The sequence below is a fragment of the Halorhabdus sp. CBA1104 genome, assembly GCF_009690625.1.
In the GTDB taxonomy this organism is placed as follows: domain Archaea; phylum Halobacteriota; class Halobacteria; order Halobacteriales; family Haloarculaceae; genus Halorhabdus.
This window is the reverse complement of sequence record NZ_CP033878.1, coordinates 994068-1017038: the sequence shown is the minus strand read 5'-3', so window position 1 is coordinate 1017038 and position 22971 is coordinate 994068. Positions and strand designations below refer to the sequence as shown.

23 protein-coding genes and 1 pseudogene are annotated in these 22971 nt (G+C 61.3%); 15 read left to right on the top strand and 9 right to left on the bottom strand.

The annotated features are described in order from the left end of the window. Positions 1-17: 17 nt before the first annotated feature. Positions 18-185 (bottom strand): hypothetical protein, encoded by a 168-nt coding sequence (locus Hrd1104_RS05235; RefSeq protein ID WP_154551755.1) that lies wholly within the window; start codon positions 183-185, stop codon positions 18-20. 1332 nt (positions 186-1517) lie between these two features. Here Hrd1104_RS05235 and Hrd1104_RS05230 point away from each other — a divergent pair. The 6 genes from Hrd1104_RS05230 (at position 1518) to tsaA (ending at position 7767) form a co-directional block, all read left to right on the top strand. Further along, positions 1518-1919 carry a DUF5805 domain-containing protein gene (locus tag Hrd1104_RS05230; RefSeq protein ID WP_154551754.1) on the top strand — a complete coding sequence of 134 codons (402 nt, stop codon included), beginning with the start codon at positions 1518-1520 and terminating at the stop codon, positions 1917-1919. Continuing rightward, positions 1916-2944, top strand: coding sequence for a tyrosine-type recombinase/integrase (locus tag Hrd1104_RS05225; protein ID WP_154551753.1), 1029 nt, complete (start codon positions 1916-1918; stop codon positions 2942-2944). The genes Hrd1104_RS05230 and Hrd1104_RS05225 overlap by 4 nt, the downstream gene beginning before the upstream one ends. 701 nt (positions 2945-3645) lie before the next feature. Then, the gene (locus tag Hrd1104_RS05220) at positions 3646-4752 is read left to right on the top strand and encodes an ABC transporter substrate-binding protein (RefSeq protein ID WP_154551752.1); all 1107 of its coding nucleotides are present in this window, start codon (positions 3646-3648) and stop codon (positions 4750-4752) included. A 71-nt stretch (positions 4753-4823) separates the two neighbouring features. Beyond that, positions 4824-5798 carry an iron ABC transporter permease gene (locus tag Hrd1104_RS05215; protein WP_229770547.1) on the top strand — a complete coding sequence of 325 codons (975 nt, stop codon included), beginning with the start codon at positions 4824-4826 and terminating at the stop codon, positions 5796-5798. Beyond that, on the top strand, positions 5795-6643 hold the full coding sequence (locus Hrd1104_RS05210; RefSeq protein ID WP_154551750.1) for an ABC transporter ATP-binding protein: 849 nt from the start codon (positions 5795-5797) through the stop codon (positions 6641-6643). Before Hrd1104_RS05215 ends, Hrd1104_RS05210 begins: the two co-directional genes overlap by 4 nt. Then, positions 6640-7767, top strand: coding sequence for a tRNA (N6-threonylcarbamoyladenosine(37)-N6)-methyltransferase TrmO (gene tsaA, locus Hrd1104_RS05205; protein WP_229770546.1), 1128 nt, complete (start codon positions 6640-6642; stop codon positions 7765-7767). The genes Hrd1104_RS05210 and tsaA overlap by 4 nt, the downstream gene beginning before the upstream one ends. A gap of 6 nt (positions 7768-7773) precedes the next feature. Here the strand turns inward: tsaA and Hrd1104_RS05200 are convergent, their stop codons facing one another. Together Hrd1104_RS05200 and Hrd1104_RS05195 are read right to left on the bottom strand one after the other, a co-directional pair. Beyond that, positions 7774-8874 carry a C4-dicarboxylate transporter gene (locus Hrd1104_RS05200; RefSeq protein ID WP_229770545.1) on the bottom strand — a complete coding sequence of 367 codons (1101 nt, stop codon included), beginning with the start codon at positions 8872-8874 and terminating at the stop codon, positions 7774-7776. A 179-nt stretch (positions 8875-9053) separates the two neighbouring features. Then, positions 9054-9434 carry a helix-turn-helix domain-containing protein gene (locus Hrd1104_RS05195; protein WP_195837634.1) on the bottom strand — a complete coding sequence of 127 codons (381 nt, stop codon included), beginning with the start codon at positions 9432-9434 and terminating at the stop codon, positions 9054-9056. A gap of 99 nt (positions 9435-9533) precedes the next feature. Here Hrd1104_RS05195 and Hrd1104_RS05190 point away from each other — a divergent pair, with 99 nt between their 5' ends. The 9 genes and pseudogenes from Hrd1104_RS05190 to Hrd1104_RS05155 all read left to right on the top strand — a co-directional run bounded on the left by Hrd1104_RS05190 (position 9534) and on the right by Hrd1104_RS05155 (position 17295). After that, a complete protein-coding gene (locus Hrd1104_RS05190) occupies positions 9534-9857 on the top strand; it encodes a helix-turn-helix transcriptional regulator (RefSeq protein ID WP_229770544.1) in 324 nt (107 codons plus the stop codon). A gap of 150 nt (positions 9858-10007) precedes the next feature. Continuing rightward, the gene (locus tag Hrd1104_RS05185; RefSeq protein ID WP_154551746.1) at positions 10008-10772 is read left to right on the top strand and encodes a hypothetical protein; all 765 of its coding nucleotides are present in this window, start codon (positions 10008-10010) and stop codon (positions 10770-10772) included. A 69-nt stretch (positions 10773-10841) separates the two neighbouring features. Further along, on the top strand, positions 10842-11663 hold the full coding sequence (locus tag Hrd1104_RS05180; RefSeq protein ID WP_154551745.1) for a DUF89 domain-containing protein: 822 nt from the start codon (positions 10842-10844) through the stop codon (positions 11661-11663). A gap of 876 nt (positions 11664-12539) precedes the next feature. Then, the gene (locus tag Hrd1104_RS05175) at positions 12540-13823 is read left to right on the top strand and encodes an NAD(P)/FAD-dependent oxidoreductase (RefSeq protein ID WP_154551744.1); all 1284 of its coding nucleotides are present in this window, start codon (positions 12540-12542) and stop codon (positions 13821-13823) included. A gap of 193 nt (positions 13824-14016) precedes the next feature. Beyond that, positions 14017-14361, top strand: a complete 345-nt coding sequence (locus Hrd1104_RS05170; RefSeq protein ID WP_154551743.1) for a carboxymuconolactone decarboxylase family protein — start codon at positions 14017-14019, stop codon at positions 14359-14361. A gap of 24 nt (positions 14362-14385) precedes the next feature. Continuing rightward, positions 14386-14550 (top strand): annotated as a pseudogene (locus tag Hrd1104_RS13280) (biotin/lipoyl-containing protein); the annotation flags it as partial. Between the two features lie 243 nt (positions 14551-14793). Continuing rightward, entirely contained in the window at positions 14794-16224 is a 1431-nt protein-coding gene (gene lpdA / locus Hrd1104_RS05165) for a dihydrolipoyl dehydrogenase (protein ID WP_229770565.1), read from the top strand. A gap of 20 nt (positions 16225-16244) precedes the next feature. Further along, positions 16245-16517, top strand: a complete 273-nt coding sequence (locus Hrd1104_RS05160) for a lipoate protein ligase C-terminal domain-containing protein (RefSeq protein WP_154551741.1) — start codon at positions 16245-16247, stop codon at positions 16515-16517. Next, on the top strand, positions 16510-17295 hold the full coding sequence (locus Hrd1104_RS05155) for a biotin/lipoate A/B protein ligase family protein (protein ID WP_154551740.1): 786 nt from the start codon (positions 16510-16512) through the stop codon (positions 17293-17295). Before Hrd1104_RS05160 ends, Hrd1104_RS05155 begins: the two co-directional genes overlap by 8 nt. A gap of 195 nt (positions 17296-17490) precedes the next feature. On the opposite strand, the gene Hrd1104_RS05150 is transcribed toward Hrd1104_RS05155, so the two are convergent. From Hrd1104_RS05150 to Hrd1104_RS05125, 6 genes are all read right to left on the bottom strand, one after another. Continuing rightward, positions 17491-17910, bottom strand: coding sequence for a CopG family ribbon-helix-helix protein (locus Hrd1104_RS05150; protein ID WP_154551739.1), 420 nt, complete (start codon positions 17908-17910; stop codon positions 17491-17493). Positions 17911-17983: 73 nt separating this feature from the next. Continuing rightward, the gene (locus Hrd1104_RS05145; protein ID WP_154551738.1) at positions 17984-19417 is read right to left on the bottom strand and encodes an NAD(P)/FAD-dependent oxidoreductase; all 1434 of its coding nucleotides are present in this window, start codon (positions 19415-19417) and stop codon (positions 17984-17986) included. Between the two features lie 483 nt (positions 19418-19900). Beyond that, a complete protein-coding gene (locus tag Hrd1104_RS05140) occupies positions 19901-20275 on the bottom strand; it encodes an iron-sulfur cluster assembly protein (protein ID WP_154551737.1) in 375 nt (124 codons plus the stop codon). Between the two features lie 81 nt (positions 20276-20356). Further along, positions 20357-20644, bottom strand: coding sequence for a FeoC-like transcriptional regulator (locus tag Hrd1104_RS05135; protein WP_154551736.1), 288 nt, complete (start codon positions 20642-20644; stop codon positions 20357-20359). Next, entirely contained in the window at positions 20641-21090 is a 450-nt protein-coding gene (locus Hrd1104_RS05130) for a hypothetical protein (protein WP_154551735.1), read from the bottom strand. Before Hrd1104_RS05130 ends, Hrd1104_RS05135 begins: the two co-directional genes overlap by 4 nt. Before the next feature lie 2 nt (positions 21091-21092). Then, positions 21093-22859 carry a FeoB small GTPase domain-containing protein gene (locus Hrd1104_RS05125; RefSeq protein WP_370454835.1) on the bottom strand — a complete coding sequence of 589 codons (1767 nt, stop codon included), beginning with the start codon at positions 22857-22859 and terminating at the stop codon, positions 21093-21095. Positions 22860-22971: the final 112 nt, after the last annotated feature.

Sequence of the window (22971 nt, the reverse complement as noted above, 5' to 3'; positions counted from 1 at the left end):
TCGATCACCCTGATCGATCACGTTCCGACGTCGAATTCGATCTGTGGTGGCCGATTGTACACGCCTGTCCGCGAATACTGAGCGAGGAACTGCTCTCTCCGTGCCTGATCGGCGTTGACGCCAGCACCGATCGATTCGCGGCCACAGGCTACACGTTCGGCGATTCGTGCTGTGTACAGTCCCAAACGAAAGCCCGCGTCACACCCTTCAGTCAATATATCGTTATTTGGTTTATGTCTCGACCATGAAACGAGAGCACTGGCACCACTTTGCAGTTGTATGAACGGCCCTCCTTGGGGTAGTGTACAGGCGGCCAGAAACGAGGTCACGGTTAGACAGCCAGCGAGGGAAGACACGTCGATTACACTTGGGTAGCAGTGCAGTCGAGCCAGTCGGGGGCCAACGACATTGCCTCTCCTCCCAGTTGGATTGTCGACGAGACCGAGAACGAATCGCAATCGTGAATCGGCTCGCTCGGGCGAGCGGTGGATTCACCGGTCGTGGGATTGCGCCGAGAGCGGTCGCTCACCTAGTATACGCACTACGATTTCGAGAAGCTCGAAGTACGCACGATATACGCTCAGGGGCAGCATGTGGGGCTCGGACGGCGACACTATTACCGTAGGGCAAGCGGTGGAAACGTAGTGACAGCCACTCGAAACACACGTACGGGAGGATCTGCCCAAGTCAAAACCACGGCCAGAGGAAAAGTTCTGTCTCCACGAACGATTGTAAACTCCAACGCTCCCAGGGCCTCAGTAATGGTCGTGGTAGACGTAGTACCGATTGCGGGCAGCTAGCCCAGCCAGACACAGGGAAACATGTGACTACCGGGGTAGGGCTATCTTCCGTGGACCAGCCCAATTCGAGGAGAGGCCCAGACTACCGAGAGACGAACACGGCAATCGTACCAGTGGTGCCCAGCAGCAGGAAGTGATACTGGGTGTCGACTCAGCGTTACGGATTCGACACTGCGCGTCGTGGCGATACTCCAAACGTCGCCAGACTGTCTCTGTCCAGGAACTCCCCGCTGGTCGGACCGGCCGATAGCTATCCTCCTCGCGCTCGTGATTCGAGAACTGGGACAGGCCCTCGAACGTCGCTGGGCATCGCTTCGTGGGACACTGGATCGCGTTTCACCATACCAACTACTCGTGCTGGCGGTCCGTGTCGAAATCGTTTTGTGGCCAGTTGTGAGCTATCGGCCCTCGGTGATCGCGATATTGGGATATGGCCGAGAAATGGCATTCGTGGGGTGTGGCCCCTGGGGTCGAAGCACCGAGATGCCCTCTCCTCGAACGGGTGGCCCGACTGATACTCCGAGAGAGGGGAACCGTGCTGTGCACTTGACGTTTGACTTTTATTTGGTTACATAGGCACAATAGGCAGATTATGGGCTCAGATATGCACCTAATATTTGCATATCGGCCGAATAGAGAGTTACACAATTACAGATAACTCCTCTTATCTGGGTTTGTGGGGATAGATTGAAGGACATCACAATCCAAGCACCGACAATGGCCGACGAGACGCCTACATCTCGAAAATCAGTAAAAACGTACATCCCGGCGTATCAAAAAGAGGCCTGGCAGGACCACGCGGACGATCTCGACATGAGTCAGAGTGAGTTTGTCCGGACCATGGTCCAGGCCGGTCGTCGACACTTTTCGGACGAAGACCTCTCTGAACAACCGGCGTCAGAGTCACAGTCAGCATCGTCCGCCAGCGAGCAGATCGAACTGACCGAACAAATTCGTCAATTACTGGAGCCCCACCAGGTACTGACGTGGGAGGAGTTGGTCGAAGAAGTGATCGGCGACCTCGAACGGGATCTCGAAGAAAGTCTCGACGAGCTCCAGGAAGCAAACGTCGTCAAATACAGCGGTCGTGACGGTGGCTACCGCCTGGTCGATACATGAGTAGTGCAAACGTCGATCCGGAGACAGTAGAAGATCCCATCGAATACTTCCTGACAGATATTTCCTACCAGGGTAAAAGTGAACGGACGCGAGACGCCTACGAGCGTGTCCTCCGTGACTTCGAGCAGTTTTTGACAGCCAACATGGGGAGTATCAAAGAGGCTTCACATCGAGATTGCATGGCGTGGATTCACGAGCAACGTGCCGGCAGCGCCGAGAGTACCGTCGCGACCTACGCGTCGTACTTACACCGATTTTACTCCTATATGACCCAGGTCGGCGTCTTCGATTCGAACCCGATGGCGATCGTCATGGAAGAACTCGATGAGAGTATCGAGACTGACCCGGCACGACGAGATCTCTCGATCGCCGATATGCGGGGTCTCGTCGATACCGTGACTCATCCGCTCGAACACGCACTCGTCCTCACACTCCTCAAAACAGGGATGCGTGTCGGGGAGCTCTGTAATCTCGATCAACGGGATTTGCACCTCGCGGACGATCCTCGCGACGACGTGGCACTTCGGCCAAGCCTCGAACAACGGCCGGATTCGCTGTACGTCTCGAGTGAACCACAACGCGGTAGCGTCGTCAACGGTGACCGCCGGTCAGCTTCGAACAAACGCCGACGTGATACCGTCATTCCCGTCGATGGGGAACTGGCAGCGGCGCTGCGTGCCTGGCTCGATATTCGCCCGGATCCGGTCTCGGACGCACGGCCACTGTTTACCCGGACAGCAGATAACTGGGGTGAGCGCGTGACAACTGACGCGGTCCATCATATCGTGACCACCCGTGCGAGAGACCGAGGGTGGTACGATAGCGGGAGCAACGCTGCCGAAAACGTCACCCCCCACTACTTCCGGCACTTTTTCACCACCCATCTCCGGGATCGAACCGGCGATCGTGGCATCGTGAAGTACCTGCGGGGCGACGTCGCCGAAGATATCATCGACACGTACACCCACGATTGGGGCGACCGCGTCCGGACCGTCTACGAGGCGAACATCTACCAACTGCGCTGAATAGTTATCGGGTGACTGGCTCGTTGCTCGCGTATGGCCACAGGACTCTGTTCGACCACCGACTGGTATATCATATATCGCTATATAAATAGTGTGGCTGTGAAGTTGAGACTACAGCCGGTATAGCGGGTCTATAATGCGTGGCATCGACCGAATCGGAGAGCGAAATCTGCGTCAGATTGCTTTCTGACGACCGTTCTTGTTTTCAAGCCAACTAATCCAGAGGATTTCCGAGACTCTGGATAGTGTCGCCACTCAGACGCTGCGCTCTCACGAAGAGAGACCCTCGCTATCCAATTCCCGTTTCCTTCTTCACCAGCGTCAGCGTGTTGTCGGCTGTCACAATGGGCGAGCGTTCGTACTCACCGGTCAACTGTACCTGTACGAGCAAATCAACCGCTTCCATTCATACTGGCAGGGCAGTCAAGCCAGCGCAAAACGTTGACTGCGGCGGTTCAGATACTACTACAACCGCCAACGCCCGAGTCAAGCAGTAGACGGTCGCACTCTCGTTACGGGGGTACTCAACTGGACAATACTAGTCATAATCCTATCTCATTGATGTGGGATTAAATTTCCATCCCTTAGAAGAGGGGAATCGTTAGATGCCCCGACTCCAGAAGGTGGTCGTCCAGCGATCTTAGAGTATTACTTAAATCCGAAATAGTATTATTCCGGCAGAGACTACCGGGGCATAGCCAATGCAATCGCGACGGTCCGTACTCAGGGCGCTCGGTGTCAGCACTGTCTTCGGCGCTTCGGGGTGTCTGGACGCGATTTCGGCGTCCGGGGAGGGACCGAAGAATACGTCACGAGAGATCATCGACGGCTTCGGGCGGGAAGTCCCGGTCCCGGAACGCGCCGAGCGGGTCGTTGGGGTGGGGCCGGGTTCGCTCCGGCAGATCGCCTATCTCGGCGCCACCGATCGCGTCGTCGGCGTCGAAGATGCGGACCCCTCGATACTGTGGGCCCCGTACAATCTGGCGAACCGCGAACTCCGCGAGAACCGAGTGATCGGCTCAGCCGGCCCCAACGCTGGTGGCAATAGTGAGGAGATCCTCGCCGTCGATCCGGACGTGATCCTCTATTACGGGGATAGCTCCCGGGCCGAGTCGCTGCAATCCCAGACGGACACGCCGGTCGTCGGCCTCGAGATCGTCGATTTCGTCGACCGCCAGGCGCGTGAGACGATGTTCGACACCTGGCGGCTCGTCGGTGACGTGCTGGGCAAGGAAGACCGCGCCGAGACACTGATCGGGTTCGTCAGAGAGACGATCGAGGATCTCCGGACGCGGGCGGACGGAATCGCGGCCGGCGAGCGAACCCGGGCGTACGTCGGGGCGATCAGCTACAAGGGCGCTCACGGCATTGCGACGACGCGAAAGCGGTTCGCGCCGTTCCACTGGACAGGCGTCGAGAACGTCGCAGGCGGGATCGACACCGACGCCCCGTCGGTACAGGTGAGCGACGAACAGCTACTCGCGTGGGATCCAGAGACGATGTTCGTCAGCGCATCGAACCTCGGGCGTGCTCGCGAGGACGCGGCCTTAAGTCCCGAGTACGACTCGATCCGGGCGGTCGAGACCGGCGAAACCTACTCGATCCTGCCACACGCGACGTACCACCACAACTACGGATCGATCCTCGCAAACGCCTACTTCGTCGGGAAAACGGTCTATCCCGACCGCTTCGACGACGTAAACGTCGAAGCAACGACGAACGAGATTTTCGAGACCATGCTCGGCACGGGCCTGTACGCGGAGTTGCTCGAAACGTACGACGCTTTCCAACGACTCGAGTTCAGATGACAGACACCGTCACGACTAGTCACCGGGGAGCAACCCGGCGTCGAGTCGGGTTTCTCGGCAGCGTTTTAGCCTTGCTCGTCGTCACAGTCTTGCTTGCGCTCGCGATCGGTTCCGTGCAAGTACCGCTGGCCGACTTGCTCGCGGCCCTCGTCGGCGGTGGCACGGAACTCCACCGGAATATTGTCTGGCGCAATCGCCTGCCACGGGTGCTTGCCGCCGTCGCGGCCGGCGGTGGCCTCGCCGTGGCCGGAGCGGCGATGCAGACCGTCCTCCGGAATCCCCTGGGCGCGCCGTACACGCTCGGCATCTCCCAGGCGGCGGCCTTCGGTGCGGCGCTGGCCATACTCCTCACTGGCGTTGGTACGGGGGCAACAGCCGGTGGATTTCTCGCCACGTCGCTGACGCCGATCGCCGCGTTCCTGGCGGGAATGGTCTCGACTGGGGTGATTCTGTTGCTGGTGACCTATCGGCGGGCCACGCCCGAGACGATGATTCTGACTGGCGTCGCGCTCGGCTCGCTGTTCCAGGCCGGCTTGACGCTGTTGCAGTACTTCGCCAGCGACACGGAAGTTGCGGCGATCGTCTACTGGACGTTCGGCGACGTCGGCCGCGTGGGCTGGCCGAAAGTGCTCGTGCTGCTCGCTGTCGTTCTCGCCGCGACGGCGTACTTCGTCCACCACGGCTGGGACTACGACGTCCTCGACGCTGGAACGGACACGGCAAAAAGTCTCGGCATGAACGTCGAGTCGCTACGGATTCGCGGGATGGCAGTCGCCTCGCTCGTGACCGCGCTAATTGTTTCTTTCGTCGGAATAATTGGGTTCGTCGGGTTGGTCGCCCCGCACATCGTGCGAATGGTCATCGGCGGCACGGAGCGATACCTCATGCCGGCGTCGGCACTGGTCGGCGCGACGCTACTCGTCGCGGCCGATACAGTCGCCCGGACGGTGCTGGCACCGGTCGTGTTGCCGGTCGGGATCCTCACGTCGTTCATTGGCGCGCCGCTGTTCATCTATCTCGTCGTCGAAGGGAGGGACTACTGGTGAGTCTCGAAATTCAGCATCTCAGGTTCGCGTACAGTGACGAACCTGTCCTGGATGGGATCGACCTTACCGCTGAGTCGGGCGAACTGCTCGGCCTCCTCGGCCCGAATGGCTCGGGCAAGAGTACACTGTTGCAGTGCTGTAATCGGCTGCTGGAGCCAGACGCGGGACACGTCTCTCTCGAGGGCGACCCGGTGGGCGACCTCGCGGCCGACGAGCGGGCTCGCCGGATCGGCTACGTCCCGCAGGCCGAATCACAGGCGTTCCCGGCCTCGGTCTTCGAGACGATCCTTCAGGGGCGACGGCCCCACGGCGGGTGGACGCCAAGCGACCGCGATCGAGAGGCCGTCCAGGTCACGATTGAACGGCTTGGACTCGACGGCCTCGTGTCCCGGAACGTGGGCGACCTCTCGGGTGGGCAACGCCAGAAGGTCCGGCTGGGTCGCGCCCTCGTGGGCGATCCCTCGGTACTGTTGCTCGACGAACCGACGAGTGCACTGGACCTGAAACACCGCCTCGAGATGATGGATCTCGTCGTCGAACACGTCCGCCAGCGCGACATGACGGGGGTTGTCGCGATCCACGACCTCAACCTCGCCGCTCGCTATTGCGATCGGGTCGCGCTGCTGGCTGACGGGGCCGTTCACGCTGTCGGGATGCCGGACGTCCTGACGCCCGAGACAGTCCGGGAAGTCTACGGTGTCGAGGCGTCTGTCCGCGAGCACCGCAATCGGCGACTGGTCGTTCCGGAAGCGCCAGTCGGAACGGAACCGGTCGACAGCGGAACCGCGATGGATCGTTCAGTACGGGAACCGCAAGCGCCCGATCGAACGACGACTGACGATTGACAGAGCGTGATACGATGGATTTCAACGTAACCCAAATTGGAACGGTAGACAGCGAGTTCGAACAACCGACCGGTCCGGACGAGATGCGAGACGCCGAGTGTACGATCGTCGTGGACGATGCATACGAAGACGCATTGTACCGAATCGAGGACAACGACCACTTCAAGATCGTCTTCTACATCCACGAGGCCGACGAGCCGACGCTCAGAGGGCCGCGACGGTACGGTGTCGAGCGCGGCACCTTCGCCTGTCGGAGCCCCAACCGACCGAGTCCGATCGGGACCACTACTGTCGAACTGCTCGAACGCGACGGGCTAGAGCTGCGCGTCCGGGGACTCGACGCGATTGACGGGACACCCGTGCTGGACATCAAGCCCTACGCCCCGAGTCTCGACCAGCCTGACGAACAAGACGAGGACCGCTGTGAAGCGCCGCGGGGACGGATCGAACGCGCGATCCGGAATCGGGAACGCGAGGAACTGCTCTTGCGGACGGGCGAGATTCACGGCCACTTCTGTCCATATCTTGCCCTCGGTGTGATGGCCGGTGTCCACGCGATGCGGGAACTCAAGACGGAAAGCGAAGGCATGGAGGACATCGTGGCCATCGTCGAGACGAATAGCTGCTTTGCCGATGGCGTCCAGATCGTGACGGGCTGTACGTTCGGAAACAACGCCCTGATCTATCGCGATTTCGGCAAGACAGCTGTGACGCTCGTCTCCCGTGATAATCCGGACGAGGGCGTCCGGGTCCACGTCAAAGAGCGCGAGGAGATCATCGAACGGGACTACCCGGCGGCGAGGGAGCTATTCGATCGCGTGATCGGCGAGGGCAAGGGAACGCCCGCGGACCGGGAACGTCTGACCGAGCGCTGGGCCGAGGTAGCCTTCGACCTGATTGAGCGGCCGATCCACGACCTCTGTGACGTCGAGTCAGGCGTCGCCGTTGATCTCCCCGATCGTGCGCCGGTCTTCGAGGACGCGATCTGTGCCGACTGTGGCGAGTCGGTTATGGCACCGAAAGCGGTCGAACGCGACGGCGAGAGGTACTGTCGGGACTGCGTGGACGGGTCGTTTCTGCAACTCGACGGGCGTGGACTGGGTCGGATCGAACCGTCGGAGTGACACCTCCTACTCCGGCGTAAAAGCGTGACCGCGGAGCACCATCCGGCCCGTGAGGGCGGTCGTGACCGTCCAGACGATCACGAGCAGGCCAGTGACGCCGGCCAGGATCGCTTCGAAGGCCGCGACGTCTAAGAGGTGGCCCATCACGCCCGCGGAAATGGCAAAAGCACCTGTCGGAAACGTGTAGGCCCACCAGGTGAAGAAGAACGGATGATCGCGGCGAGTCACATAGTATGCCACGACAGCCACCGTCAGCAGGAACCACCAGGCCGAAAAGCCCCACAGGACAATCGCGAGCAGTTTCATGCCCGCGACGATCGGCTCGACAGCGAGGTCGAATCCGACGCCCGCCTCTAGGGCACGGACGAACCGACCGATCGCGATGACGAGCACGGCCGTCGGGGCGAGTCCGATCACGAACGTCGGCGCGAGTTTCTCCCGGGGGAGGGATTCGTAGGCGTAGCGATGGAGAATGATCGAGCCGAAGAACAGGAACATGAAGCTGCCGACGCCCAGTGCCATCATCGAGACGACGAAGATGAACTGTCCCACTGCGGTTCCGGCGTAGACGTTCTCGACCAACCAGAATCCGAGGAGGGGGATCACCAGGTGCGAGACCGGCGGGATGTACCAGGCGAAGACGCCGTGCTCGGTCGCGATGCCGTCGTTTACGAACATGATCGTGACCAACAGGAGTCCGAACCAGAAGATGCCGACGCTCCCAGTCACGAACAGCCCGACCAATAGCGGTTCGAGGACCGTAGCCGGAAGGGTGTCTCCCATCGTCCGGGCGATGCCGACACCGAGTACGATCAACGTGATCGGCATCGTCGGAAAGAACTGACTCCGGATCGGATGGGTCAAATCCGTCCGGACCTGGGCCGGGTGCGTCACGATTCGCACGAACCAGGGAACGGTGAAAACGGTCGTCAAAATGGCAGTCAACGTGACGAAGAACTGTGCGAGTGTGGCGACTGCTGGGAGGGAGTACTCGGCAGCGACCAGCGCCAGGGCGACGCCCAGCGCACCGGTCCCCATCGTCGAACCGAACCACTGCGGGCCGAAATACTCCACGACACCGTCCAGCCGCGACTCCGTCCGTCCCATCCGTGTCGTCGTTCCGCTCATAGTATTGTGTGTCTACCCAAATTCTATCCAATAATACGGATAAGAATTGCGATCAGGAGATCGACAATAAATGATGGGAGAGAATGAGTGACAACTGAGACAGACGCGTTGGGGCCGAGTGTGTTTCACACGGTTGAACGGCGTCTGTCGATCGCCAGTCAAGGCGGGTTTGCTTGCGCCTCGAAGGCCGCCCGACATTCCTCGATCGACGTACTGCACTTTTCAAACATCTCTTCGATTTCCTGTTCCATTCGGTCGGCGACGAACTCCGGGGAGTTCGCCACGTAGGCCGACCGGCCGGTGTCCTCGTAGTTCTCGTTCACCTGGCGAAAGAGCCCTTTCCTTTCGAGCGTGTCGACGTAGCGGTACGCGGACGTACTTGCACACTTCATCTCCGTCGCGATCTCGGCCACCGTCACCGGTCCATCGACCTCCAGGATCGCCTTGTAGGTCTGGCGCTCGGCGTGGGTGAGGTCGAAGATCGCCTCAAGTGCACGATCGGCGCTCGATTCGGACCGAAGTTGCTCTTTCAGACTCACGGTTCGTCCTGATTTTGCGTCCCGACTCCCATATATCTGGTTATCCGAATATTCGAATGATCCCGAAAGCGTTTCACTGGTGCGGCCGTTATCTGGACTGTGAACGGGGACATCTACGAGCGTCAGGCGGACCTCTGTTCGGTATTTTCGAATCCGAAGCGACTGCAGATTCTCGACGTGTTACAGGACGGCGAGGAACAGACGGTCTCTGCGATCCAGGACGCAACGGGAATCCCTCAGTCGACCGTCTCCAGACACCTCAAACTGATGCGCGACCGAGGAGTCCTCAAGAAGCGCGAGGACGGCGTGTATAACTATTACGTCCTCACTGACGAGCGGATTGCGGACGGAATGAACACCATGCGTGATGTCCTGGTTGACCAACTCGAACGCGACACCGACCTCCTCGCGTCCGAGCGGTGACTGGTACGGATCGTTATCATTGATCATCACTGCGGGGAACCAAATGCGACGTTTCGATGGGCGAGCGGGCGATATTTTCATCCCGTATCACGTTCACGATAGCGTCGGCACCGTCAGGCCCTTGGCCTCCGGACTTGTATGAAGTGTGCAATGATACGATCGACTTTCGAGCCGGGTCACGAGTGGTTCGAAGAGGTACTACCCGAAGGCGTTGCGGTGGGAGAGACGACTGTCATCACGGGGCCAGGCGGTTCAGGCAAGCCCCTCGTCGGGTTCGCAGTCGTCGAGTCCTGGCTCGCGGCCGGCGGTAGCGTCGTCTTCCTGCTGACGAACTCGGGGCGAGAGTTCGTCGCCGAGACGATGGCCGAGCTGTACGACGTTGGCGTTGCGGACTACGACGACCAGTTGTCGTTCGTCGATTTCGATCCGGAGCTGGAGCCGACCGTCGAGGCGATCGAAACGTCGGACGAGGGGATAATCCGGGCGAATCTGCTCGACGGTGACGTCTGGACCGACGCGATCGACGGAGCGGCCGAGGGCCTCACGGATGATGGTCCGGGAACGCTCGTGTTCGCAACGGCACTGAACCTCTTCCTGTTCTCGCCGACATACCGTGAAGAGAGCCTCGAGACCTTCCTCGAGACCGTCGAACGTGAAGACGATCGGACGTACCTCTTTACGGTGAGTACCTCGGCGTTCGAGGACGACATCGCACGCGTCGAGTCAGCAGCGGATACGGTACTGCTCACCGAGATGGAAAGCCAGCGCCTTCGCTTGCGGGGCGAGCGCTCCGCGTCCGTCGAGGTCTCGACGGCATTCGTAGACGTTCCCTTCAGCCCCGAACAGATCGGGACGATTAAGTCGGTCTCCGAGGAAACTCGGACGAGCCTGATCCCGACGCTCAAGGAGATCTAACAACCCCGCAGTGAGTGGCCCGCCGACGGGATCGTCGCCGTTTTCGTCGTCCATGATGATGATTTTCTCATGGAAGCGCATCTCGAGTGTGGGCCGTGTGTCCTGAACCAGGTTCTCGATGCAGCGAGCCGCACCGGGGCCGACGAGACGACCCGAGAGCGCGTGCTCCGTCGGGCAGCCAGCGAGATTAGCGAGATGTCCGTTACGGACTCTCCCCTGGCGATTGCCACTCGTTCCCAGTCGATCGTTCGCGAGGAGACCGGCGAAGACGATCCCTTTGCTGACGCCAAGCGGCGGGCAAACGAGACGGTCGAGGATCTCCGACCGGCCCTGAAGTATCGCCTCGAAGAAGCCGACGACCGTTTCGAACGTGCCGTCCGGCTCGCGATCGCGGGCAATGTCATCGACGTGGGTCCCGGCCACGACATCGATATCGAATCGACGATCGACGACGTGCTCGAACAATCGTTCGCCATCGATCGACTCGCGGAACTGCGAACCGAACTCGCCGAGGCCGAAGACGTGCTCTACCTGCTCGATAACGCCGGCGAGGTCGTTCTCGATCGGCTGTTGATCGAAGAGATCGACGCCGACGTGGAGGTCGTCGCCAAGAAACGGCCGTTCCTCAACGACGTGACGGCACAGGAAGCCCGCGCCGTTGGCCTCCACGAGGTGGCCGACCTCTCGACACGCGGCGAGGAGGGCGTTGGCACGATCACCGACGCCTTCGCCAAGCGACTCAAAGACGCCGATGTCGTCATCAGCAAGGGACAGGGTAACTACGAACTGTTCAGCGACGTCGGGGCTCCGATCTACTTCCTGTTCATGGTCAAGTGCGAGGTCGTCGCCGACAGTGTCGGGGCGCCCGAGGGCGGGATCGTCATCGCATAACTCCGTCACTATCGCGTGAACGCCGCGTCATCATCGATAGCGGACACAGCGGCGAGTACGTCCGCCCCGGGCGAGGGACGGAGATGCTGACCCGGCGATTGCCGGAGGATTTTATTGCTTCTTCGAGAGCAGTGAAACTACAGTGAAGATGGACCGGGCCGGCCATCGTGGGTAGCTCAATGTCGGGGAGCAGCGGGACGCTTCTGGTAAGTGTCGCGGCTGGCGGTTCCTCACACTCGGATTGCGGTTCGTCCTGCCGGGCATTCTGCCGACGATCACGGCGTCGTTCCCCTCGACGACCGAGACGGGGCCGGAATCGCAGTCACAGTGCTTTGGGCCGCCGACGGCGTCTTGCAGTTCCTGGCGGGCATTACCGCCGACCGGATCGGAGAGAGACGCGTCCTCCTGCTCGCTGGCCTACTGCCGTGGCGGCGGGAATCTCCCTCGCATTGCCATATTGTCAGTTTTCACGACGGTTCTTGCAGTCTTGAACAGTTGCTCTTGGCCTAGATTTGTGCAGTATATTCATATTCGAAAGTGGCTGTTACTCCAGTTGTCGTAAAACATCTATCTAGTTGACTAGCGCCATCATTCCACAAAGTTAGCACAACTTCGCTCGGAAACGGTTGACCACAAAATGCGGAAGCTATCGAATTGAGCCACGTACAGCCGGATTCGTGCAATACTAGGATGGAGTTTTGTGTGCAATATTTACAATAACAATCCGTGCTGTATCACTATTATCAATTATTACTCAATCTTCGTGGTATTTATTACACATAGGTTTATCTGTATACAATCCATAGTAATGGATGAAAAGGACAATACTGGCGCGGTGACGGAGACGTCGCCCGCGGCCTCCCGGAACCACTACCTATGACACCACACACCCTCCGAGACGGCAGCGACAATTCGTACGTCATTGTCGGCGACGGCATCGCTGGAAGTGCGGCAGCGGAGACCCTCGCCGAGCGGACGAACGACGCCTCGATCACCGTACTGACCGCCGAGTCCGAACCATTGTACAATCGGATTCTGATCAAGGAGTACGCTAAGGGCACGCTCGACGCTGATGCGGTCCGGATGCACGACCAGGCATGGTACGACGAGCGTGACATCGATCTCCGGCTGGAGAGCCGCGTCGAGACGGTCGATACGACGGCAAAGACAGTCCTGACCATGGGCGGTGAATCGGTCTCCTACGACGACCTGTTGATCGCGACTGGCGTGACGCCACGCTCGCTTCCCGTCGAGAACGCCGACGCTGACGGCGTCACATCCTTTTGGACGATCGAAGACGCCGAACGAATCCGCAAGAAAGCCAAAGCAGCCGAGACGGGGACGATCGTCGGTGGCGGGTTGCTCGGCATCGATTACGCTGCGATCGCCGCCGCCCAGGACGTCGAGGCCCACTATCTCATCCGCGGGGACCGTTGGTTCTCCCGGGCGATGTCACCAATCGGTGCCGAAATCGTCCACGATGCACTGCGGGAAATGGGCGTAACGCCAGTCACCGAGACCGAAGTCGAGCGCTTCCAGACTGACGAAGACGGTCACGTCCGCGCCACGGAAGCAGACGATGGCACGGTCTACGACAGCGATTGCATCGGCATCGCCATCGGGACCGAACCAAACACGGGACTCCTCGAGGAAACGTCGATCGACCTCGACGGTGGTGTACTGGTCGATGAATATCTCCGGACGACGGACTCCTCGGTCTGGGCGGCGGGCGACGTTGCACGGTACAACGACCCGCTTCTCGACCAGCCGGTCAGCAACGGATCGTGGGGCAGTGCGAGTGCCCAGGGCGAATTGGCTGCCGAGAACATGCTCGCCGATGGAGGGGGAATGGAAGCGTTCGAGTACGTCCCCTCCTATACCGTTTCGCACTTTGAGTTCCCGCTGGCCTCCTTTGGCCACCCGGGGCTCGGCGAGACGTATCACGAGCGCCAGTACGGCGACCAGGAGTGGCGTCGCCTCGCCTTCAGGGACGGAATGCTCGTCGGTGGCGTGTTGATCGGGGACCTCTCGCCGCTGTCGGCCTACACGGAGCTGACTGCTTCCGGACACCCTGTCCAGCAACATGTCCAGCAGTTGCTCGCCCAGTCTTTCGACGGGACTATCGCTGCCCAGCAGTCTTCGCCCGTCGTTTCGGACTGATTCAGTCGGATTTGTTGGGGTTTCGCCCCCGCAAAACCGATCCAATAACGTCGGCTGACAGGTCGCGATTCGACTCGAGGATCCGGGCGACGTCCGGAATCCCGGGGTTTAGCCACAGCTAAAAACAGGTCTTAGAGAATCTGTATCGCCTATTTTCCGGGTATTTATGCCGCTAGAGACGAACAGTAAACTGATGTCGAAATCCAACGAACTTGCCGAAATGAAGCAGAGCCTGCACGAACTCGTCGGCGAAGCTGAGAACCTCGAGGGGTTCGCCGGCTACGTCGAAGCCGCCGAGAGCCCCGGAGCGCTCGACACGAAGACAAAAGAGCTCATGTCCCTGGCTGTCGGGTGTGCCGCGCGGTGTGAACACTGCGTCCTCTGGCACTTAGACGGCGCGCTCGAGGCGGGTGCGACGCGCGAAGAAGTCATCGAGACCCTCGAGGTCGCCGTCCTGATGGGCGGCGGTCCGGCCATGACCTACGCCATCGAGGCCTACGAGATCCTCGAGGAACTGGACGCCGAGAAGGACGCCTGAGGGGCTCTTCTGAGGCTATTTCAGATGTCAACAGCCTTTGTAGTCCCCGATCTCGGTGATGGGGCCTCGGAGGGCCGACTCGTCGCCCTCGAGGTCGAAAACGGCGAGACAGTCGCCGAGGACACGCTCGTCGCCGAGGTCGAGACCGACAAGTCGATCGTCGAAGTGACCGCGCCTGAAGCACTCACGATCGTCGAGATCGTCGCCGAGGAGGGCGAGGATGTCGAAGTCGGCGAGACGTTGTTCACCTACGAGTCGGCGGACCCGTCGGATATCGGCCCAGAGACAAACGCCGAAGGGGGCGGCCCGGAACAGCCAGCCGAAGGGACGGGATCTGGCGAGGAAACGAGCGACGATTCAGCCGGGGCCGACCGCCAGCCGACCGCCAGCGCGTCCGATCGGACGGTCAGACCAGTTGGTGAGGATATCTCGATGGACATCCCGAGTCCGGGAAGCGTCGAAGGCGTCCCTGAACGGACTGACGTACTCATTATCGGTGCCGGCCCCGGTGGCTACGTCGCCGCCATTCGCGCCGGACAACTCGGCCTGGACGTGACCCTAGTCGAAGACGACGCCGTCGGTGGCACCTGCCTCAACTACGGATGTATACCTTCGAAGGCACTCATCCACGGGGCCGATATCGCTTACGAGGCCGCCAATGCCGAACACCTCGGCGTCAGTGCCGATCCGACCGTCGACATCGATCAGTTGACCGGCTGGAAAGACGACGTGGTCGAGCAGTTGACCGGCGGCGTCGAGCAGTTGTGTAACGCACAGGGAGTCACAGTGGTCGATGGTATCGCCGAGTTCGTCAACAACCGACGGGCGAAAATCACGACCGACAAGGGCGAAACGGCGATCGACTTCGGGAACGCCATCGTCGCGACGGGAAGTCGACCGATCGAGATCCCGGACTTCCCGTTCGACAGCGAGTACGTACTGAACTCGCGTGATGCTCTCGCTCTGGACGAACGGCCCGACTCGCTGGTCGTCATCGGTGCGGGCTACATCGGCATGGAGCTGTCGACGGTGTTTCAGAAGCTCGGGACTGACGTCACCGTCGTCGAGATGTTCGACGACGTCCTCAGCGGCTACGATGACGACGTCTCTCGACTCGTCCGGGAGCGCGCCGAAGATTTCGGTATCGACTTCCGGTTCGACGAGATAGCCAACCGCTGGGAGGAGACTGACGACGGTATCGTCGTCTACACGGAAGACGAAGACGGCGATCGCCACTCCTTCGAAGCCGAGAAGGTGTTTGTCGTCGGTGGACGTGAGCCGGTCACAGACACGGCTAACCTGGCAGCCGCGGGGATCGAACTCGATGACGACGGGTTCGTCAAGACCGACGCACAGGGACGGACGACCTGCGAGCGGATCTTCGCGATCGGCGACGTCGTCGGCGAGCCGATGCTGGCCCACAAGGCCAGCCGCGAGGGCGAAGTCGCCGCCGAAGCCATCGCCGGCGAACCCTCCGTGTTGGACTATCAGTCGATGCCCGCCGTCGTCTTCACCGACCCCGAGGTCGCGACCGTCGGTATGAACGAAGACCAGGCCCGCGAGGCAGGCTACTACCCGGTCGTCGGTCGGATGCCCCTCGCGAGTAACGGGCGGGCGCTGACATTGGGTGAGACAGATGGGTTCGTCCGAATCATCGCCGACAGTCGAACGGAACTCGTCCTCGGCGCACAGATCGTCGGGCCGAACGCTTCGGAAATGATCGCCGAGGTCGCCCTCGCCATCGAGATGGACGCTCGACTGTCCGACATCGCCGAGACCGTCCACACCCACCCGACGCTCTCGGAGGCCGTCATGGAAGCCGCCGCGAACGCCCGCGGCGAGGCGATTCACACTGCAAACTGAGTCGTCGTTTCTACGTCACTATGCCCACACGAACCTCGAAAAACGTACCCGACGGCAAACTCGTCCGCGTCGATATCGAGGCCGATGACCGGATCGACGACGTGAGGATTACTGGCGACTTCTTCGTCGAACCCCCGCAAGCGCGTCGCGACCTCGAGAGCGAACTCGAGGGCCACGACGCAGACGCCGACCGCGAGACGATCATCGCCGCCCTCGAAACGGTCGAGGCCACCCTGATCGGCTTCTCGATCGACGATCTCGCCGACCTGACGATGGAGGCCCTCGATGAGTGAAGGCTCTCCGGGTGGGCCGTTCCGGACTGATGACTCCTGGACGATCGTCGATTCAGGGACCTACAGCGAGGCCACCCAACAGGCACTCGAACGCGTCCTCCTCGATCGCGTCGCGAGCGGTGAGATCGGCCCGACATTGCGGATCTGGTACCGCGAGTCGCCGGCAATCGCGCTCGGTCGGTTTCAGGCCTACGCCGACGAGGTCGCCGCCGAGTACGTCGAACGCGAAGGTATCGACGTCGTCCGGCGGATTACGGGCGGCGGCGCGATGTTCGTCCAGCCGGGGGCGGTCATTACCTACTCGCTGTACCTCCCTGCCGACCTGGTGAGCGACGACATCCGGGGGAGCTACGCCGACCTCGATGGGTGGGCCATCGAGGCACTTCAGGAACTGGGTGTTGACGCGTATCACGAACCACTGAACGACATCGCCCACGCCGAGGGCAAGATCGGCGGGTCGGCCCAGCGTCGAACCGACGGCGCCGTCCTGCATCACACGACGATGAGTTTCGATCTCGACATCGCGGAAATGCTACGCGTCCTGCGCGTCGGCGAAGAGAAAGTCTCGGACAAGGCGATCGCCTCCGCCGAGAAGCGCGTCGCCAAAATCGCCGATCACATTGAGATCCCGCGATCGGCCGTGATCGACGCGCTGAAACGTGGGGTTCGGGAGCGAGAGGGTGCGAGAGAGCGATCACTTACTAATGAGGAACTCACGAGCGCACAGGAACTCGTCGAAGAGCAATTCGACACTGCCGAGTGGAACCGACAGCTCTGAAGAAATCTACTCGTTCGAGGCGGAGAGTTTCGGATCGTGTACACTGCTATTATCGAGATATCTGCGTTTGATGACCGGCAGACAATTGTTGGCGTCCATCCCACGACCGTCGACGGTCTCTGCTGCGGTTGGCGAAGGGAGTGTTACCTTGCCGGGCAGGTCGTCGTGTGCGGACGGCGAGATAGTCAGCCGTCGTCACTCGACGAGCAGGTCGTCGTCCATCGGGACGACCGAATAGCTGACCGTCTGGACGCCTTTTGTCGCCCGGATCGTCCCGACGACCGTCGAGATCGCTTCGAGTGATCCTTCGAGGACAAATAATTCGAGACAGAAATTGTCGCCGACGTGAGTGTGGAAGTTCGATTCGACGACGCCGTCGAACTCGTGGCGGATCTCCATCATCTCCCGCTCGACGCTGCCGGTCTGGTAATCGAACATGACCGTGACCGTCGCCATCAACTGCCGCCCTTCCAGGGACTGGTCGTCGAACTCGTCGAGCAACTCGCGGCTGGCGTCGCGAATTACCTCGCTGCGCCCGCTGTAGCCGTTCTCCTCGGCGAACTGGTCTAAGCATTCGACCAGCTCTTCCGGCATCGAGACGCTGACGATAGGCATACTGAAAGGCACGTCCCTCAGATATTAACGGTTGGCATCGGGGGCTATGCTCTCGCCATGATGAGCCCGCTCGTCAGCGACTCGCGGTCGTCCGTTCCTCGATCACGGCGTCGAGTTCCGCAGTTGCTTCGGCGAGCAGCGAGTCGAGAATTTCGGGCGTCGTCGGGTGATAGGCCCGGTCGGGGATCTCCCGGACGTCCAGCTCCATCTCGACGGCCAGTTGCATCGTCTTTGCCATCACGTCGGCGTGGTAGTGCAGTCCCTGGTACCCCAAGACGGTGCCGTCGGTCCCGACGACGAGCCGTGCCCGTCCCTCGGGCGCGTCTTTGGCCTTGAACACGCCGTCCCCGGCGGCCTCGGCGTCGACGGTGACGTGCTCCAGGTCGGCGGCCTCGGCAGACTCGACGGAGTGGCCCACGCGGACGAACGGGAGCCGACCGAGTCCCGAGAAGATGACGTGGTGGTGGGTGGGCTGGTAGCTCTCGAGGGTGTCCTCGTTGCGGTCGGCCAGAAGGTTGGACGCGGCCGTCGCGGCCTGCTTCTTCGAGACGTGCAAGATAGGTTCGCGACCGTTGGCGTCGCCGACGACGAAGACTCGATCGTCGCCCTCGGCCTGCATCGTGTCGGCGACCCACTCCTCGCCCGGCTCCAGTGCCGTGTTCTCGAGACCGAGTCCATCGAGTGCCGGCTTGCGGCCGGTGAACGCGTACAACTCCTCGGCTTCGATCGTCTCTGCCTCGCCACCCTGCTCGACGGTCACCCGAACGCCGCCGTCATCTGTCGGTTCGATCCGGCGCGACTCGGCGTTCGTCCGGACATCCATGTCGAAAGCCTCACGATAGTACGCGGCCAGATCCTCGCCGAATCCGGAGTCGGCTTCCAAGAGGAGTTCCGGCAGCATTTCGAGTGCCGTCACGTCCATCCCGGCGGCCTCGCTGAGGTACGGCGCGAGTTCCAGGCCAACGTACCCGAGTCCGAGCACGATCGCGGAGTCACCGAACTCGGTGGCGTCGAAGACATCGGCACTCGTCCGGACGGTAACGTCCTCGATGCCCGGAACCGGTGGCACGTCGAGCGTCGAGCCCGTCGCGATCACGACGTAGTCGGGCTCGATCGTCCGATCGCCGATTTCGATGACGCGGTCGTCGACGAAGCGTGCGGTCTCGTGGACGAACTCCACGCCGTCGCGCTCGGCGAGGCCCTCGATCGCGCTCCGTCGCCGGGCCGCCCAGTTGGACGTGTGTTCGTCCTTCTGTTCGATGACGGCCTCGAGGTCGACCGCCGACAGCGATCCATCGAGGCGGTCGTCGTTGCGCGCGGCAAAGCGGTGTTCGGCCGCCGATAGGAGTTCCTTCGAAGGCATACACCCGGCCTGGATACACAGTCCACCGCCCGGATCGCCGTCGTCGATCAGTGTCAGTTCGGCGTCGGGCTCGTCGGCGAGCTGTCTGGCGACCGCACCGCCGGCACTCCCGTAGGCACCGATCACGGCAACGTGTGTGCTCATACCATTTCGAGAGTGACTGCACAACATAATAGTTTGGGAATTCTACAATACTATAGAAAAGATGATGAATGTTTCGAGCTTAGATAGAGTGTATATACCCTATAGACCGCTTTTATCTTGAGAGGCCCCGTATTATCCGCATATAGTATTTTATTTTCCCCACATGTCTAGTTATTGGATGTCGGCATCTCTGAGGGCGGAGTTGACATACGGAAGGCAGCCAAGAACCAACGAACGAGCGATGGGCGGACTGTCCACGTCGAGTCTCCTGGCGATCGCCTTCCTCGTCGAAAGTGGGGTCGTCGCGTTGATGGTGAATGTCGTCCGTGATGAGTGCTGCGTCTGGCCCCCGGCATCACCTGGCGGATCCGGTTCTATCAGTGGTGATTGACCAGGACCAATATTGTTTTATCAGTCCAATATACCCCACAGCACGAGCGTCCCTGGTAGTCAGTAAAACGTGATAAATATATTCCAAGTCGGTCAAAACGGGGCGCCAGATCCGCTGTCGTCGGCCTCGCCGACTGGTTTGTCCGGGCCGTCCTCGCCGTCGAGACCGCTCCAGTTGTCTTCTTCCATCTCGAAGAAGTTCTCGCGAGTCTCCTCGTCCATCAGGACGAACTGGACGGTGAGTTCGACGTCCATCGAATCGAGTGCGTCGGCAAGACGACGGGCCAGAAGTTGTTTGATCGCGTCGGGGATCCCGGCCATCGGAATCGCCACGTCGATCGTGACTTCCTCGCCCCCGGTTCGAACATCGTCGATCATTCCCAGTTCGAGAAGCGTCGCGTCGATCTCAGGGTGCGTTATGTCGGCGATCGTCGACTCGACATTGTCGGTGGAGACCCCCTCGGTCATACGGCTCCGCTTGTCAGTCGGCAGGCAAAGTCGTTCCGATAGTATTCTAAATTCGCACAATATCGGTGGTGGGACCGATCCCTAGCGCTCGGTCAGTTGTTCGCTCGAGCGTTCGTCTCCAAGTAGCGCTCGCCCGTCGGCCGAGACGACGTACTGGGCCGTCTGGCTCGTCGGCGTCGGGCACGCATCCGCCATCGGGCAGGCCGAACAGCCAGTTTCGCTGCAGTCGATCCGGCGGACGTGGCCTTCCCGGCGCATTGATTCGAGGATGGCCCGGACGGCGTCCTCGCGCCGGTCGAGGTCGTCGGCGATTCGCTCGGGGGAGGCCCCCGCATCGAGTCGAGCGAGGACGGCACGATACGTCCTCATTGGTCGTCACCGTCCGACGAGTGCCTGTATCGCAGCGCGACAAGCGCGAGCGGGGCGAAAAGCAGCGCTGGCCCGTACGGTGGCCCGAGCGCGGCGACGACCTCGACCGGCCCGGCGAGCCAGACGTCCGAGCCGCCAGGGATCGCCCCGAGGACCCGAGAAAGCAGGTCGGCCCCGGCGACGATCCAGAGCATCAGGCTTGCCATGACGACCGTCGCCTGATTCTCTCGGTCGTCGAGGCCGTCGGTCACATTTGAGAGGAACAACCACCCGACCAGCAGCAGGATGATCCCGCGCCACACCAGAAAGGTCCCGGCGACGGTCACGAGCGGAACGATTGCGTTCGGGTCTGTGACACTGACGCCGACGCCCCGAAGGACGGCGACGACCCCAGACAGGGCAACGGCGAGGCCGAGTGCGCCGAAGTAGACGTCGTCGCGGCGCATGGTCAGGCTACCCCCAGTGCGATCCCGATCAGGCGAAGCAGCCCGCCCCAGAGGAACAGTGCGGCGACGAGGGTCGCGAGCGCGCCGCCGAGTACTTTCAGTGCGCCACCGCTCTCCCGGCCTTCCTTGAGTAACATCGCGAACGTCGCCACGCAGGGGAAGTAGATGCTCACCATCACCACGGACATGATCGTCTGGAAAGGCGTCATCGAGACAGCACTCAACTGTGCGACTGCGAGGTCCTTGCGCATGAAGCCGGCGACCAACGCGGGTACGGTCTCGCCGGGCACGCCGAACCAGCCCGAAAGCACCGGCTGGAGCGCGGTTGCGAGCCATTCGATGGCTCCGCCGAGATAGAGGACGTTGACGACGGCGACGCCGAACAGCACGAAGGGAATAGCCGTCGTCACGAACCCACGCAGGCGCAGCCAGAGCTTCGTCGCGACGTTGTCGAGGCGGGGCTGTCGCATCGGTGGGATGTCGATGGCGACTTCCGGCGAAGAACCTGGCACAAGGCGGTTCAAAATCGCCCCGAAGACGAAAAAGCCAGCCAGCAAGTACAGCAGGATGTAGCCGGTGTACTGCGGGATGAGCGAGAGCATCACGCCCAGTTGGGCACCACACGGTATGAACACCGAAAGGAGCGTCATCGTCATGAATCGCTGTTTGTCGGTCTCGAGGGTCCGAGTCGCCGCGACGCCTGGCACGTTACAGCCAAAGGAGAGGACCATCGGGACGATCGCGAAACCGTGGAGACCGATCCGGTGAAAGACCGTGTCGAGCAGGACAGCGAGTCGGGCGACGTACCCGGAATCCTCTAAGATCGCCAGTAGCAGATACAGCGCGAGGATTGCCGGCAAGACGACGCCGACGGCGACGAACAACCCACTGGTGAGGATGCCGAAGGCCTCGAAGCTGTTGGTTGCCGCAGGGTCACCGACGATCAGGAAGTACAGCCAGCTTCCTTCCATCGGGAAGATGTCCTGGAGCCAGGGCAGCCAGACGTCGTCGAACAGCGGCACGAAGTAGCCGTCGGTGAAGAAACCGGTGACGGTACCGAAAAACGACCACATGCCATAGAGCACGGCGACGGCAAATGGTAGCCCCGTCTTGGGTGCGACGGCGAGGCGACCGAGCAACTCCGCAAGCGACAGCTCGGTGTCGTGGTAGGTCACGCACTCCTCGACGATGGCGTCGACGAGATCCCAGCGCGCGCCCGGTGTGAGGATGTCTTCGTCCGGCGCCGCGGCTCCCAGTTCGTCCCGAGTCGAGGCCGCCACCGATTCGTCGTCGACCGCCTCCGGGACCGTCGGGAGCCGCTCCCAGATCGTCTCCGTCGAGGTCGTCGGCGCACTGGCGATCTCGGTCCGGAGATCGTCTGTACCGACACCCTCAGTCGCGACCGTGGGGACGACTGGGACGCCGAGCAGCGCGGAGAGCGCGTCAACGTCCACGTCGACGCCCTTCTCGCGTGTCTCGTCCCACATGTTCAGGGCGACGACGGCGGGATGACCGCGTTCGAGCACCTCGAGGACGAGATTGAGACCGCGTTCGATCCAGGTGGCATCGAGGACACAGACGGTCACGGCCTCGGGATTCGAATCGAGGAACTCCACTGCAACAGCCTCGGCTCGGTCTTTCGGGTCGAGCGAGAACGTCCCCGGGACGTCGACGAGTCGGGCGGCCTCGCCGTCGAGACGCAACTCACTTTCGGTATAATCGACGGTGGTTCCCGGGTAGTTCGACTCGGTGATGTTCGCCCCGGCCAGACGGTTGAACAGTGCGCTCTTCCCGACGTTTGGGTGGCCGACCAGCAGTACCGTCGATTGGCCGGTAATTCTTCGAGAACGATCTCGAGTTCTCGTGCCTGGGACCGACTCA

Bases quoted from the DNA above. Each gene is read 5' to 3' on its own strand.
- Hrd1104_RS05230 (WP_154551754.1), top strand. From the start codon at position 1,518: ATGGCCGACGAGACGCCTACATCTCGAAAATCAGTAAAAACGTACATC.
- Hrd1104_RS05225 (WP_154551753.1), top strand. From the start codon at position 1,916: ATGAGTAGTGCAAACGTCGATCCGGAGACAGTAGAAGATCCCATCGAA.
- Hrd1104_RS05220 (WP_154551752.1), top strand. From the start codon at position 3,646: ATGCAATCGCGACGGTCCGTACTCAGGGCGCTCGGTGTCAGCACTGTC.
- Hrd1104_RS05200 (WP_229770545.1), bottom strand. From the start codon at position 8,874: ATGGGACGGACGGAGTCGCGGCTGGACGGTGTCGTGGAGTATTTCGGC.
- Hrd1104_RS05185 (WP_154551746.1), top strand. From the start codon at position 10,008: ATGATACGATCGACTTTCGAGCCGGGTCACGAGTGGTTCGAAGAGGTA.
- Hrd1104_RS05180 (WP_154551745.1), top strand. From the start codon at position 10,842: ATGGAAGCGCATCTCGAGTGTGGGCCGTGTGTCCTGAACCAGGTTCTC.
- Hrd1104_RS05175 (WP_154551744.1), top strand. From the start codon at position 12,540: ATGACACCACACACCCTCCGAGACGGCAGCGACAATTCGTACGTCATT.
- Hrd1104_RS05170 (WP_154551743.1), top strand. From the start codon at position 14,017: ATGTCGAAATCCAACGAACTTGCCGAAATGAAGCAGAGCCTGCACGAA.
- lpdA (WP_229770565.1), top strand. From the start codon at position 14,794: ATGGACATCCCGAGTCCGGGAAGCGTCGAAGGCGTCCCTGAACGGACT.
- Hrd1104_RS05160 (WP_154551741.1), top strand. From the start codon at position 16,245: ATGCCCACACGAACCTCGAAAAACGTACCCGACGGCAAACTCGTCCGC.
- Hrd1104_RS05155 (WP_154551740.1), top strand. From the start codon at position 16,510: ATGAGTGAAGGCTCTCCGGGTGGGCCGTTCCGGACTGATGACTCCTGG.
- Hrd1104_RS05150 (WP_154551739.1), bottom strand. From the start codon at position 17,910: ATGCCTATCGTCAGCGTCTCGATGCCGGAAGAGCTGGTCGAATGCTTA.
- Hrd1104_RS05145 (WP_154551738.1), bottom strand. From the start codon at position 19,417: ATGAGCACACACGTTGCCGTGATCGGTGCCTACGGGAGTGCCGGCGGT.
- Hrd1104_RS05140 (WP_154551737.1), bottom strand. From the start codon at position 20,275: ATGACCGAGGGGGTCTCCACCGACAATGTCGAGTCGACGATCGCCGAC.
- Hrd1104_RS05135 (WP_154551736.1), bottom strand. From the start codon at position 20,644: ATGAGGACGTATCGTGCCGTCCTCGCTCGACTCGATGCGGGGGCCTCC.
- Hrd1104_RS05130 (WP_154551735.1), bottom strand. From the start codon at position 21,090: ATGCGCCGCGACGACGTCTACTTCGGCGCACTCGGCCTCGCCGTTGCC.